The organism is Streptomyces sp. NPDC001848, from assembly GCF_042891915.1.
GTDB lineage: Bacteria > Actinomycetota > Actinomycetes > Streptomycetales > Streptomycetaceae > Streptomyces.
The window spans coordinates 75,092-88,108 of record NZ_JBIATP010000025.1 but is presented as its reverse complement, the minus strand read 5'-3'; the positions used below and the strand labels follow the sequence as shown (position 1 = coordinate 88,108).

Here is a 13,017-nt window from a genome sequence, read left to right as displayed (position 1 = left end):
GACTCACACAGACCTGTTCCCTACGATGGCGCGGTGACCAGTACCGCGTCCTCCACGGACACCCGGCAGGGCCAGGCCACCACAGACCCACGGCCGTCGTGGCAGCAGCGGCTGCGCCGTTTCGGATACGCGGCGCGCCCGAGAAGCGACGTCCGTGACCGGCTCGTGCCGCCGTACACCCGGCCCAGCCCGCGCATCTGGGCGCCGATCGGCCTGGGGCCGGACGTCGCCGTACGGATCACGCGCTGGTCGGCGTGGGGCGGCCCGCTGCTCGTCACGCTGATCGCGGGGCTGATGCGGTTCTGGAACCTGGGCAGTCCCAGGGCGGTGATATTCGACGAGACGTACTACGCGAAGGACGCGTGGGCGCTCGTCCACAACGGGTACGAGGCGAACTGGGCCAAGGACGCCAACAACCTCATCCTCCAGCACCACGGCCATGTGCCGGTCCCCACGGACGCCGCGTACGTCGTGCATCCGCCGGTCGGCAAGTACGTCATCGGCCTGGGCGAGCTGATCTTCGGCTTCAACCCGGTCGGCTGGCGCTTCATGACGGCCCTGCTCGGCACGCTGGCGGTGCTGCTGCTGTGCCGTATCGGCCGTCGCCTGTTCCGGTCCACCTTCCTGGGTTGTCTGGCGGGCGGGCTGCTGGCGGTCGACGGGCTGCAGTTCGTGATGAGCCGTACCTCGCTGCTCGACGGGGTTCTGGAGTTCTTCGTGCTCGCGGCCTTCGGCTGCCTGCTCGTCGACCGGGACCGAACGCGCGCCAGGCTGGCGGCGGCCCTCCCGGTGGACACGGACGGCCGGGTGCGCCCGGACGCGCACACCGCCGAGACCACCCGCTTCGGGTGGCGCCCGTGGCGCTGGCTGGCGGGCCTGATGCTCGGCCTCGCGATCGGCACGAAGTGGAACGGCCTGTACTTCCTCGCCGCGTTCTGCGTGATGGCCCTGCTGTGGGACGTGGGCGCGCGCCGGGTCGCGGGTGCCCGCCGCCCGTACGTGACGGTCCTCAAGCGGGACACGGGCCTGACCTTCCTGGCAACGGTCCCGGTCGCGCTCGCGGTGTACCTGGCCTCCTGGACCGGCTGGATCCTCTCCCCCACCGACGGCTCCGGCGGCTACTTCCGCAACTGGGCGGCCACCGACGGCAAGGGCGGCGACTGGACCTTCCTGCCCGACTGGCTGCGCAGCCTGTGGCACTACGAGCACGAGGTCTACCTGTTCCACGTCGGGCTGACGTCCCCGCACACGTACCAGTCGAACCCGTGGAGCTGGATCGTGGTGGGCCGCCCGGTCTCGTACTTCTACGAGTCCCCGAACCCGGGTGAGGCGGGCTGTCCCACGGACGCGGGCGGCAAGTGCGCCCGCGAGGTCCTCGCCCTCGGCACCCCGCTGCTGTGGTGGGCGGCCTGCTTCGCGCTCCTGTACGTGCTGTGGCGCTGGGCGTTCCGCCGCGACTGGCGGGCGGGCGCCATCGCGTGCGGCGTCGCGGCCGGCTACCTGCCCTGGTTCATGTACCAGGAGCGCACGATCTTCTACTTCTACGCGGTCGTCTTCGTGCCGTTCCTGTGCCTGGCGGTCGCGATGATGATCGGCGCCCTCCTCGGCCCGCCCGGCTCGGACGAACGCCGCCGGATCGCGGGAGCGGCGGGGGCGGGCGTCCTGGTCCTGCTGATCGCCTGGAACTTCATCTACTTCTGGCCCCTGTACACGGGCACGGCCATCCCGATGGACTCGTGGCGGGCGCGGATGTGGCTGGACACCTGGGTCTAGCCGGACGGACGCACGACGAGGGCGCGGCGGTCGGCCGCGCCCTCGTGGTCGTTGTTGGTCATCAGCGGGATCGACTCCTGGCGGTCGCGGATGGGGCTGGACACCTGGGTCCAGCCGCACGGACACATGACGAGGGCGCGGCGTGCGCCACGCCCCTCGCGAAGTCGCGGGCACGGAGGTGGCGACAGCCGATCTGCAACGCATCTGGGAAATGTGTCGCACCTGCGGACGGACCCCCGCCCCCTGGAGTCGGCACACCCTCGGACCCGAAGGTTCTTGACCATGCCTGCGTGCACCGGTGACTCGGCGAACGGTTGCTGCTCGCCGACCTCCTCAGTCGCGCCTCGGGTTGCCCTGTAGGCCATCCAGGCAGCCTTGGTCCCAGCCGTCTTGCTGCAGTTCTCCACCGCTGATGTAGGCGGTGGAGGCAGCCTCGTCACATCTACGCTTCGCCTCCCGCTCGTCAGCGGCGTAAAGGCCTTCCTGGCGCATCTCCTGACCATCCTCGTACCCCTGCGCATAGCCGGGCGGAACAGGAGAGTCCGAGCCTTCGCTGCCCGACTTGGCCAGGCTCCCGCCGATCACCACCAGAAGAGCGAACGCTGCGGCAGCCACCAAGATCCGACCGGCAGTTCGGTCACGAAGAGCCGGTGGCAGGAACCGCTGCCACCTGTAGTAGGGGAGCGTCATCAGACAACCTCCAGGATTTCAGCTCTCCCGACGCACTGTGTGGCCGCGTCGACCAAACCCTAGGAGCGCGCAGACTGTCCGGTCCACGGCCCCTGGACGGCCCGTGAGGGTCCACCCAGGCCTCACGGGACTGAATCGCCAGGTCAGGGCAACACGGGTTTGCGTCATATTTCTGATCACTCTTCGACAAGAAGCGACCACAGCGCTCACAACCGTCGCTCAGGCCGCCTACAGTGCGAGGCCTACGGGGAGGGGGCTGTCTGCCATGCGCAAGGGGGTCAAGGCCGTCATCGTGGGCGGGGTGTTCACGGTGATGGTGGGAGGGGCCGGATACGGCGCGTACAACGTGCTGTCCGCGCTGCACGAGAGTTCGGGGGGCGGCGCGGGGGCCGCGCAGGTGAAGACCGGGCCGCCCTCGGCCGATGAGGTCAAGGATGCGACCGGCAAGTTCTTCGCCGCCTGGGAGAAGGGCGACGCGGCCACCGCGGCCTCGTACACGAACAACGCCGGGGATGCGGGGCAGCTGCTGAGCGCCTACGGGTCCAGTGCGCACATCACCGGCGTGCAGATCACGCCTGGCGCGCCCAGCGGGGACACGGTGCCGTTCTCCGTGAAGGCGACCGTGTCCTACGGGGGGAAGTCCAAGCCCCTCGCCTACGACAGCAGGCTGACCGTCGTGCGCGGGGTGACCACCGGGCGGGCGCTGGTCGACTGGCAGCCGTCCGTCGTCCATCCGGCCCTGCAGAAGGGCGACACGCTCGTCACCGGGGAGGCCAAGGCCCCGCCGATCGAGGCGGTGGACCGCAATGGCACGGTCCTGACGAAGGACAAGTACCCGTCCCTGGGCCCGATCCTGGACGCCCTGCGCGAGAAGTACGGCGACGCGGCGGGCGGCAGGCCCGGCATCGAGCTGTCCGTCCAGCGCGCCGACGCGAACACACCCGGCAGGACCCTGGTGACCCTCGCCGAGGGCACGCCCGGAAAGCTGCGCACCACGCTCAGTGCCGGCGCGCAGGCCGCCGCCGAACGGGCCGTCCTGGACTACGCGGAGTCGTCGGTGGTGGCGGTCAAGCCGAGCACCGGTGAGGTGCTCGCGGTCGCCAACCACCGCCAGGACGAGTTCAACGCGGCGTTCGAGGGGCGGCTCGCCCCCGGCTCCACGATGAAGATCGTCACGTCGGCGATGCTCATCGACAACGGCGTGACCACGATGAACGGCCCCGCTCCCTGCCCGCCGACAGCCACCTGGCAGAGCCAGACCTTCCACAATCTCCGGGGCATGGAGCCCAACGAGAACGCGACGCTGGCGAACAGCTTCATGCGCTCGTGCAACACGGCGTTCGTCAAGCTGATCGACGAGAAGCCCCTCACGGACGAGTCGTTGACCGACGAGGCCGAGGAGCGGTTCGGGCTCGGGCAGAACAACTGGAAGACGGGCATCGTCTCCTTCGACGGCAGCGTTCCCGCCTCCACCGGCCCGGACCGCGCCGCCAACGCCATCGGCCAGGGCCAGGTCCAGATGAGCCCGCTGAACATGGTGTCGGTCACCGCCACCGCGATCACCGGAACGTTCCGGCAGCCGTACCTGGTCTCTCCCGACCTCGACCACCGCGAACTGGCCACCGCCAAGGGGCTGTCCGCGAGCACCGTCGCGCAACTGCAGGCGATGATGCGGCTGACGGCGACGCAGGGCACCGCCGCGCGCGTGATGGCGGGGCTCAGCGGTGACATCGGTGCGAAGACCGGGTCCGCGGAGGTGGACGGGCAGGCGAAGTCCAACAGCTGGTTCACCGGGTACCGGGGCGACATCGCGGCGGCGGCCATGACCCAGGAGGGCGGGCACGGCGGCGACGCGGCCGGTCCTATTGTCGCAGCTGTGCTACGAACGGGAGGCTGAAGTCACCCGTGTCACCGCGGGACTCTAGTGTGTTGTCCTCGTTGATGACTGTGAGGGCACTGGGGGACCTGGGGACTTCGGAGGACCGGGAGCTGTGGGCAAGAGAAGGCGCGTCGCCGGGCGCAACAACAGCCGGCCGCTGGTGATCGGCGGGCTGATCGCCGTCGTCGGGCTGGGCGGGGCCGTGGGCGCCTACAGCCTGCTGGGCGGCGGCGCGGCGGCCGACGACCGCCATGCGGCCTCGGGCCACCAGAAGCTGGTGAAGACGGGGCCGCCGTCCGCCTCGGAGGTCCGCACGACGGCCACCGCCTTCCTCACGGCCTGGCAGCGGGGCGACGCGGCGAGGGCGGCGGCCGCCACGGACGACTCGGCCGCCGCGACCGCGGCCCTGACCGGCTACCGCAAGGACGCGCACCTCACAGGCGTCACCCTGACCCCGGGCACCCCCACCGGGGCGACGGTCCCGTTCTCCGTCAAGGCGACGGTGTCGTACCAGGGCACGAGCAAGCCGCTGACCTACGACTCGAAGCTGACGGTGGTGCGGCGGGCGAACGACGGGGCGACGGTGGTGCGGTGGCAGCCGTCGGTGGTGCACCCGGACCTGACGGACGGCGACCGCCTGGTGACCGGTGAGGCGGGCACCCCCCCGATCAAGGCGCTGGACCGCGACGGCGGCGAGATCACCACGGCCAAGTACCCGTCGCTGGGCACGGTGCTGGACGGCCTGCGCGAGAAGTACGGCAAGAAGGCCGGTGGCAAGCCGGGCATCGAGCTGCGGATCGTGCGCAGGGCGGCGGGGAAGGGCAAGGAGAAGACGCCCGACAAGACGCTGGTGACGCTGAGCGCGGGCACGCCGGGCACGGTGAAGACGACGCTGAGCCCGACGCTGCAGGCGAAGGCCGAGCAGGAGGTGACGGCCAGGGACAAGGCGTCCGTGGTCGTCATGCGGCCCTCGACGGGCGAGATCCTGGCGGCGGCGAACTCCGGCCACGGCTTCAACGTGGCTTTCGAGGGCTCCCTCGCCCCGGGCTCGACGATGAAGATCGTGACGTCGACGCTGCTGTTCGAGAAGGGCCTGGCGCACGCCGACAAGCCGCACCCCTGCCCCAAGTACGTGACGTACGGCGGCTGGAAGTTCCAGAACGACAACAAGTTCGAGATCAAGAACGGCACGTTCAAGGACAGCTTCGCCGCCTCCTGCAACACGGCCTTCATCAGCCAGGCGGAGAAGCTGCGGAACGACGACCTCACCAGGGTCGCGCAGCAGATCTACGGCCTCGGCATGGACGACTGGTCCATCGGTGTCCCCAGCTTCGACGGCGCCGTCCCGGTGCAGAGCGCGGCCCAGATGGCGGCGTCCCTGATCGGCCAGGGCGGCGTCCGGATGAACCCGCTGAACATGGCCTCGGTGGTCTCCACGGCGAAGACGGGCGTCTTCCACCAGCCGTACCTGGTCGCGCCGTCGGTGGACGGCCGCACCCTGGCGAAGGCGACCCGCACGATGTCGGCGTCGACGCAGGCCCAGCTGAAGGAGGTGCTGCAGTACACGGCCGCGGCGGGCACGGCGGCGAAGGCCATGGCGGGCCTCGGCCCGGACGTCGGCGCGAAGACGGGCTCTGCGGAGGTCGACGGCCAGAACAAGCCCAACGGCTGGTTCACCGCCTGGAAGGGCGACCTGGCCGCCGCGGGCGTGGTCCAGGCAGGCGGCCACGGCGGCGACACGGCGGGCCCGATCGTGGCGGCGCTCCTGCGCGCGGGGAGCTGACCCCGAGGACGCCTACCGCGTCGGCCCGGCCCCGACGGTGTACGTCCGCCGCAGGAACCGGATGAGGGCCTTCGACTCGAACTGCACCACTTCCACGCCCTGCGGCGAGTGGAACTCCATCACGGCCTGGACCCGGCCGCACGGCCAGATGCGGACCTCGCCCGTGCCCGCCGGAGCGCTCAGGCCCTGTTCCAGGAGGTCCCGGGAGAAGGCCCACTCATGCGGGCCGGGCAGCCCGATGCGAACCGAGCGGGGGTCGGCGTCCGGGTCGTAGCGCAGGACGACGGGGACGGCGTCAGGAGTTTCCGGGGAGTCGGTGACGACATGGGCTCGCGCGTACTGTTCCACCACGGACATCGGATCACTCCTCACGCTGCGTCACCCGAGCAGAAGCTGTGAATCCGCTACCCATCCAATGTCGCACGTATGGGCGCCATCGGCCTCCGATGCGAGTGTTGCTCACCACAGTACACCCTTTTCGCCACATGGATGCTCTTGCAAAGTGGTCGCAATAAGGCGCTGTCCTCGATCGGTGCATGTCCCCGACGGATTCATCAACGCGCCCACCTCCGCGGCGACCGGCGTCCTCGCCGTCGGCGCCCTGGCCGTCGGTCTGAAAAGCGCCCGGCGTGAGCTCGACGAGCGCACCGCCCCGCTGGCCGGCCTGGTGGCCGCGTTCATCTTCGCGGTCCAGATGCCGAACTTCCCCGTCGCCGCGGGGAGGCCCTGTTCCGCGTCGACTTCCGCATCGAGCGCGGCGAACGGGTCGCCCTGCTCGGGCCGAACGGCGCCGGGAAGACCACGCTCGTGCTGCACCTCAACGGCATCCTGACCGGCGGCACCGGCACGGTGAGGGTCGCCGGACTGCCGGTCGGGAGGCAGCACATGGCGGAGATCCGCCGCCGGGTCGGGATCGTCTTCCAGGATCCGGACGACCAGTTGTTCATGCCGACGGTCCGCGAGGACGTGGCGTTCGGACCGGCGGCGGCCGGGCTGAAGGGCGCGGAGCTGGAGGAGCGCGTCGACCGGGCCCTCGAACGGGTCGGCATGGCGGAGTTCAAGGACCGCCCACCGCACCACCTCTCCTTCGCCCAGCGGCGCCGGGTGGCGGTGGCGACCGTCCTCGCCATGGAGCCGGAGATGCTGGTCCTGGACGAGCCGTCCTCCAACCTCGACCCGGCCTCGCGCCGCGAACTGGCCGACATCCTCAGGTCGTTGGACGTGACGGTGCTCATGGTCACGCACGACCTGCCGTACGCCCTGGAGCTGTGCCCGCGCTCCCTGGTCCTGAGCGAGGGCGTGATCGCGGCGGACGGCAGGACGGCCGAACTGCTCGCCACGACGAGCTGATGCGCGCCCACCGCATGGAGCTGCCCTTCGGCTTCGATCCACGGTCCGTGACAATGGGCGCGTGACGAACGAGGAGATGGACGGCTCGCTGCTCCTGGACGACCAGCTGTGCTTCGCGCTGTACGCCGCCCAGCGCGCGGTGACGGCCGCGTACCGGCCGTTCCTCGAGGACCTCGGCCTCACCTACCCGCAGTACCTCGTCCTGCTGGTCCTGTGGGAGCGCGGCGAGACGACGGTGAAGGAACTGGCGGCCGCCCTGCGCCTGGACTACGGCACCGTCTCGCCACTGCTGAAGCGGCTCGAGGCGGCGGGCCTGGTCCGGCGTGAGCGGTCGGCGCGGGACGAGCGGTCGGTGCTCGTCGCGGTCACCGGACGCGGAGAGGAGCTGCGGGAGCGTGCGGCGCGGGTGCCGGGCGCCCTGCTCACGGCGACGGGGCTCGACGGCCCGGAGATCGCCCGGCTGCGCGAGGAGCTGTGGCGCCTGGCGGAGAAGGCGGAGGCCGCGGCGGGCCGTATCCGCTGATCTCGGGTTACCCGTGGTTGCTGCCCCCTGGTGACGGCGATGGGCCTACCGGTCGGTACCTTGTGCGCGATGAACTTGCGCACACTTGTTCTGGGGGAGGCCGACCATGTCTGACGGCACCGCTGTCGACACCCGTCCAACGAAGATCATGTACGTCGCCGAGGCCACCGCGCACGGCGGCCGGGACGGGTATGTGACCAGTCAGGACGGCCACATCGGGCTGAAGGTGGCGATGCCGCCGGAGCTGGGCGGTGACGGCAGCGGCACCAACCCGGAGCAGCTGTTCGCGGCCGGCTACAGCTCCTGCTTCCACAACGCGCTGATCCTGGTCGGCAACCGCGAGGGTTACGACCTCACCGGCTCCACCGTCGCCGCCAAGGTGGGGATAGGCCCCAACAAGCAGCGCGGCTACGGCCTCGCGGTGGCGCTGAGCGTCTCGCTGCCCGTGCTCGACCAGGAGGTCGCGGCCCGGCTCGTGGACGCGGCCCACCAGGTGTGCCCGTACTCGAACGCCACCCGCGGGAACATCGATGTAACGATTGTGCTGGGCTGAGAAGCCCCAGGAATCGCAGGCTCCAGGCACGTGTTACGCCCATAGTCGCAGGCGATCGACCATCGAGGATCGGGACGGGAGTGCGGAGGTGGACGTGAACGGCACTGTGGCCGAGGGCTTCGAGCCGGTCAGGGAGGCGTTCGTACGGAACTTCGAGGCGCTCGGCGAACGCGGGGCCGCGGTCGCCGTCTACCGGGACGGGCGCAAGGTCGTGGACCTGTGGGGCGGCACGAAGGACGTCGACGGAACGGCTCCCTGGCAGCGGGACACGGCGCAGATCGTGCGCTCGGCGACCAAGGGTGTCGCGGCGGCCGTGCTGCTGATGCTGGCCGAGCGCGGCGAGCTGGACCTGGACGCGCCGGTCGGTGACCACTGGCCCGAGTACAAGGCGCAGGGCAAGGAGCGCACGACGGTGCGGCAGGTGCTCGCGCACCGAGCGGGCGTACCGGTCCTGGACCGCCCGCTCACCCCGGCCGAGGCCGCCGACCCGGATCTGGCGGCCACCGCGCTGGCGGCGCAGGCACCCGTCTGGGAGCCCGGCACGGACCACGGCTACCACGCGCAGACGTACAGCTGGCTGACAAATGAGCTGCTCCGCCGGGTCACGGACCGTTCGATCGGCGAGTGGATCGCCGCCGAGGTCGCCGGTCCGCTGGGCCTGGACCTGTGGGTGGGCCTGCCGGAGGCGGAGGCGCACCGGGTGGGCCGCGTCGGCCGCATCGAGGCCCCGGCTCGGGAGGGCGCCCTGCGTACCCGGCCCAAGCGCGCGGTCGCCGACGCGTACGCGGACCCGGCGAGCCTGACCCGCCGGGCCTTCGCGGCGATCACCCCGCAGCCCGACGAGAACGACCCCGCGTACCGGGCGGCGGTGCTGCCCGCGTCGAACGGCATCGCGACGGCCGACGCGCTGGCCCGGTTCTACGCGGCGCTGACCGGCGAGGTGGACGGCGTACGCCTGTTCTCCCCCGCGACGGTGGCGCTGGCCCGCCGGGAAGCCTCGGTGGGACCGGACCGCGTGCTGGTGGTCCCGACCCGCTTCGGTCTCGGCTACATGCTCCACGGCAGCGCCTCCCCCCTGCTCGGCCCCGGCTCCTTCGGTCACCCGGGCCGCGGCGGCGCACTGGGCTTCGCGGACCCGGAGTCGGGCATCGCCTTCGGCTATGTGACGAACGGCTTCCACCAGAGCGTGACGGCGGACCCGCGGGCACAGGCGCTGGTCCGGGCGGTGCGTACGGCACTGGCGTGACCGGCCACGACGCGGCGGTGCCCGCACGCCTCGACGTGCGGGCACCGCGGGAATCCGTACTCCTCGATCTCTCTGTGGGCGTGGGCCTCACTGTGGGCGTCAGTGGAACGTGAGCGGGTGCGACGTCCTCCCCGACGCCTCGTCGATCTCGTCGTGCGCCTTCGTGAGCAGTTCCATCGCCAGCTCGTTGAGCGCACGCGCCCCCGCGATCTCCTCACCGACACGCGGCTGATTCGCGTCGGAGCGGTGGCGGCTGGCGTACCCGCGGGCCCGGACCTCTTTGCCGTCCGGGAGCCGGACGAGCGCCGCCGCCCGCGTCCGCTGGTCGTCTTCCTCGAACTCGAGTTCCACATGCCATCCGACAGCGGTGTGCATAGCCATGACGATCACCTCCGGAACCACTGATTCCAGGGTGCTCCTCCTCGCGCCCCGATGCACGGCGCGGCGCCTTCGGTAATCCCCGGGAGAGTGCGGAAATCCGCGGGAGACCTCCGGAGTCCGGAGCCCAGGAGTGCGGAGCCCTCAGGAACCGGACTTCTCGTCGAAGCTGGCGAAGTAGGCGGCGGCCATGTCCTCGTCGGCGTGGCCCTGAGCGGCGGCGCGGGCGAGGCGCTCGGCGGTCGCGGCGGCCACGTCGAGGCGGACGCCGTTCTCCTCCCCGGCCCGGACGATCAGGCGGGCGTCCTTCTCGGCGGTCGCCACGGCGAAACTGGCCGGGGTCAACGTGCCGTTCAGAAGGAGGTCGGCCTTGGCGTGCAGGTAGCCCATGTCCAGCGGGCCGCCCGCGATGATGTCGAAGAACTTCTGCGGGTCCACGTCCAGGGCCTTGGCCAGGGCCAGTACCTCGCCGGTCGCGGCGGTGGCGGCGAGCACCCAGCTGTTGGCCACCAGCTTCAGCCGGCTGGCGCTGCCCGCCGCTCCGTCCTCCCCGGTCCACAGCGTGCGGGCGCCGACGGCGTCGAAGACGGGCGTCACCGTCCCCCGCCCCTCGGCGGGCCCGGCGGCGAGGATGGTCAGCTGCCCGGCCTCCGCGGGCTGACGGGTGCCGAGCACGGGGGCGTCGTAGAAGACGAGGCCATGCTCCCCGGCGAAGGCGGCCAGCTCGCCCGTGGCCTCGATCCCGGCGGTGGTCGACTGCACCCAGGCGGTGCCGGGGCGCAGGGCGTCGGCGGCCTCCCGCATGACCTGGAGGACGGTGGCGCCGTCGTAGAGCATGGTCAGAACGACGTCGGCGTCCCGCACGGCCTCCGCGGGGGTGCCGGCGATCAGCGCGCCGTCGGCGGCGAGCGGCTCGGCCTTGTCGCGGGTGCGGTTCCAGGCGCGGACGGTGTGCCCGGCGCGGGCGATGTTGCGGGCCATCGCGGCCCCCATGATGCCGGTACCGAGAACACCCACGGTGAGCTTGTCTGTCATGACGTCAACTTCCTGATCCCACGGTGACTGATGCGCTTCCCATGCTCCCCCAGCGGGCGAGCGTTCGGTGTCGGCGAAAGCCGCCCACAACTCGACGTGGTCGGCGACGGCTTGACACGTTTCCCTACCGTGCCCGGTCAGGTCACCGCGGCACGCCTAGGGGTACCAAATCCGACGCGTCGGCTAACCGGCGTGCAGCATCAGCCCGATCCCGACCACCACCAGCCCGGCCGCCGCGATCCGCGGAAGGCCGAACCGCTCCTTGAAGAAGACGGCGCCGATGGCCGCGCCGACGATGATCGAGGTCATAGCGGGCTCATACAGTGTTTCCATGAGTCGATCGAAGTTACCGAAGGCCGCCATCACGCCGGGCGAGCCCGCAGCGATCTACTGCCGCATCTCCCACACGAAGGACGAGGACCAAACCGGCGTCGACAGGCAGGAACGCATTTGTCGGGAGATCGCCGAACGGCTTCAGCTCCGCATCGAGTCGACCCACGTCTACGTGGACAACAACCGTTCGGCATGGCAGCGCAACCGCAAGCGCCCGGGGTGGGAGGCGATGCTGAAGGCGATGGGAGACGGCGAGATCCGGCACGTCATCGTCTACCACCCCGACCGCCTGATGAGGCAGCCCAAGGATCTCGAAGAGTTGCTCGCGGTAGCCGACGACAAGCGCGTCCTGCTGCACGGCGAGGCGAACCGCCGCGATCTCTCGGACCCCGACGACCGGTTCATCCTCCGCATGAGGTCGCGCACGCATGCCGCTCCTCGGACGACACATCGCGCCGCCTCAAAGACGCCCTGAAGGACCACGCCCGAGAAGGCCGGCCACACGTGGGCAACCGACCGTACGGCTACACCCGCGACGGCAGGGCGATCGTCGAAGAGGAAGCGGAGATCGTCCGTGAGGTCTACCGCCGCTACTTGGACGGCGAGTCGCCGAACCAGATAGCGCAGGATCTCGCCGCGCGAGGCATCCCCACGTCGAAGGGTAAGCCGTGGAACCCCGAGAACGTTCGCCATCTGCTATCGTCCCACTTCGTAGCCGGGCTGCGGTTTCACCTGGGCGAAGAAGTGGCCGCCGGGACGTGGCCCGCCATCATCGACCGGGGGCAGTGGGACGAGGTACAGCGCCTCAAGGAGTACCGCGCCCAGCAGCACCGGGACACGAAGAAACGGCCGCTCAGGTACTACATCCTGCGCGGGGTCGTCACCTGTGCATGCGGAGCGCGGATGGGCGGATCGAACAGCGTCCGGTACCCCTACTACCGATGCACCCGCGCCGACAACACCGACCAGCAGAAGTGCAACCGATCCGTCTCGGCCGAGCCGCTGGAGGCATTCGTTCGAGACGTGGCGATCAAGGTGCTGACCAAGCTGGACACCTCCGGCTACGAGCCCGCCTCGACCACGCGTCCGGAGGCCGACATCATCGCGGACGAGAAGGACCGCGAGAAGCTGCGGGAGCTGAAGGAGCTGTGGCTCAACGACGACGACTTCACGACCGCCGACTTTCAGGCCATGCGCGCGCCGATCATCAAGCGGATGAAGGAGCGGCAGCGGAAGACGGTCAAGCGGCCGATCGCCGTCCTGGAGGGGATCGCCGGACCGAACGCGGAAGCCAACTGGGAGAGGCTGGAGAAGGAGGAGGACTACGCGCGCATGAATGCGATCTATCGGTTCCTGTTCGCCGCGGTAGTCGTCCGCCCGCCGACGAGGAAGGGCAGGGGGTTCGACACCGACCGGGTGGACATCAAGCCGAACCCGCTGGACTGACACTTCGCTGACGGCCTGCCGGCCGGAT

At 70.5% G+C, this 13,017-nt stretch carries 11 protein-coding genes and 4 pseudogenes; 10 read left to right on the top strand and 5 right to left on the bottom strand.

What is annotated here, in order from left to right; all coding sequences use genetic code 11:
• Positions 1–33: 33 nt before the first annotated feature.
• Positions 34–1,773 carry a dolichyl-phosphate-mannose--protein mannosyltransferase gene (locus ACFYZJ_RS35825; RefSeq protein WP_388575560.1) on the top strand — a complete coding sequence of 580 codons (1,740 nt, stop codon included), beginning with the start codon at positions 34–36 and terminating at the stop codon, positions 1,771–1,773.
• A 333-nt stretch (positions 1,774–2,106) separates the two neighbouring features.
• Here the strand turns inward: ACFYZJ_RS35825 and ACFYZJ_RS35820 are convergent, their stop codons facing one another.
• A complete protein-coding gene (locus ACFYZJ_RS35820; protein WP_388575558.1) occupies positions 2,107–2,463 on the bottom strand; it encodes a hypothetical protein in 357 nt (118 codons plus the stop codon).
• 265 nt (positions 2,464–2,728) lie between these two features.
• On the opposite strand from ACFYZJ_RS35820, the gene ACFYZJ_RS35815 reads away from it, so the two are divergent.
• Positions 2,729–4,360 carry a penicillin-binding transpeptidase domain-containing protein gene (locus tag ACFYZJ_RS35815; protein WP_388575556.1) on the top strand — a complete coding sequence of 544 codons (1,632 nt, stop codon included), beginning with the start codon at positions 2,729–2,731 and terminating at the stop codon, positions 4,358–4,360.
• A gap of 94 nt (positions 4,361–4,454) precedes the next feature.
• Entirely contained in the window at positions 4,455–6,125 is a 1,671-nt protein-coding gene (locus ACFYZJ_RS35810; protein WP_388575553.1) for a penicillin-binding transpeptidase domain-containing protein, read from the top strand.
• A 12-nt stretch (positions 6,126–6,137) separates the two neighbouring features.
• On the opposite strand, the gene ACFYZJ_RS35805 is transcribed toward ACFYZJ_RS35810, so the two are convergent.
• Entirely contained in the window at positions 6,138–6,482 is a 345-nt protein-coding gene (locus ACFYZJ_RS35805; RefSeq protein WP_388575551.1) for an SsgA family sporulation/cell division regulator, read from the bottom strand.
• 175 nt (positions 6,483–6,657) lie between these two features.
• Here ACFYZJ_RS35805 and ACFYZJ_RS35800 point away from each other — a divergent pair.
• The 5 genes and pseudogenes from ACFYZJ_RS35800 to ACFYZJ_RS35780 all read left to right on the top strand — a co-directional run.
• A pseudogene (locus ACFYZJ_RS35800) lies at positions 6,658–6,906 on the top strand (energy-coupling factor ABC transporter permease); the annotation flags it as partial.
• Positions 6,852–7,540, top strand: a pseudogene (locus ACFYZJ_RS35795) (energy-coupling factor ABC transporter ATP-binding protein). The pseudogenes ACFYZJ_RS35800 and ACFYZJ_RS35795, both read left to right, overlap by 55 nt.
• Complete coding sequence (locus ACFYZJ_RS35790) at positions 7,537–7,998, top strand: MarR family winged helix-turn-helix transcriptional regulator (protein WP_388575548.1); 462 nt, start codon at positions 7,537–7,539, stop codon at positions 7,996–7,998. Before ACFYZJ_RS35795 ends, ACFYZJ_RS35790 begins: the two are co-directional and overlap by 4 nt.
• Positions 7,999–8,104: 106 nt before the next feature.
• Complete coding sequence (locus ACFYZJ_RS35785; protein WP_388575545.1) at positions 8,105–8,551, top strand: organic hydroperoxide resistance protein; 447 nt, start codon at positions 8,105–8,107, stop codon at positions 8,549–8,551.
• Positions 8,552–8,639: 88 nt separating this feature from the next.
• A complete protein-coding gene (locus tag ACFYZJ_RS35780) occupies positions 8,640–9,797 on the top strand; it encodes a serine hydrolase domain-containing protein (RefSeq protein WP_388575543.1) in 1,158 nt (385 codons plus the stop codon).
• 99 nt (positions 9,798–9,896) lie between these two features.
• Here ACFYZJ_RS35780 and ACFYZJ_RS35775 read toward each other — a convergent pair whose 3' ends face one another.
• The 3 genes and pseudogenes from ACFYZJ_RS35775 to ACFYZJ_RS35765 all read right to left on the bottom strand — a co-directional run.
• On the bottom strand, positions 9,897–10,178 hold the full coding sequence (locus ACFYZJ_RS35775; protein ID WP_388575540.1) for a DUF1876 domain-containing protein: 282 nt from the start codon (positions 10,176–10,178) through the stop codon (positions 9,897–9,899).
• 141 nt (positions 10,179–10,319) lie between these two features.
• Positions 10,320–11,228, bottom strand: a pseudogene (locus ACFYZJ_RS35770) (NAD(P)-dependent oxidoreductase); the annotation flags it as partial.
• A 165-nt stretch (positions 11,229–11,393) separates the two neighbouring features.
• Positions 11,394–11,516 (bottom strand): annotated as a pseudogene (locus ACFYZJ_RS35765) (EamA family transporter); the annotation flags it as partial.
• 25 nt (positions 11,517–11,541) lie between these two features.
• Here ACFYZJ_RS35765 and ACFYZJ_RS35760 point away from each other — a divergent pair.
• Positions 11,542–12,018 (top strand): recombinase family protein, encoded by a 477-nt coding sequence (locus ACFYZJ_RS35760; protein ID WP_388575538.1) that lies wholly within the window; start codon positions 11,542–11,544, stop codon positions 12,016–12,018.
• 29 nt (positions 12,019–12,047) lie between these two features.
• On the top strand, positions 12,048–12,989 hold the full coding sequence (locus tag ACFYZJ_RS35755; RefSeq protein ID WP_388575536.1) for a recombinase family protein: 942 nt from the start codon (positions 12,048–12,050) through the stop codon (positions 12,987–12,989).
• The last annotated feature ends 28 nt before the right edge of the window (positions 12,990–13,017 follow it).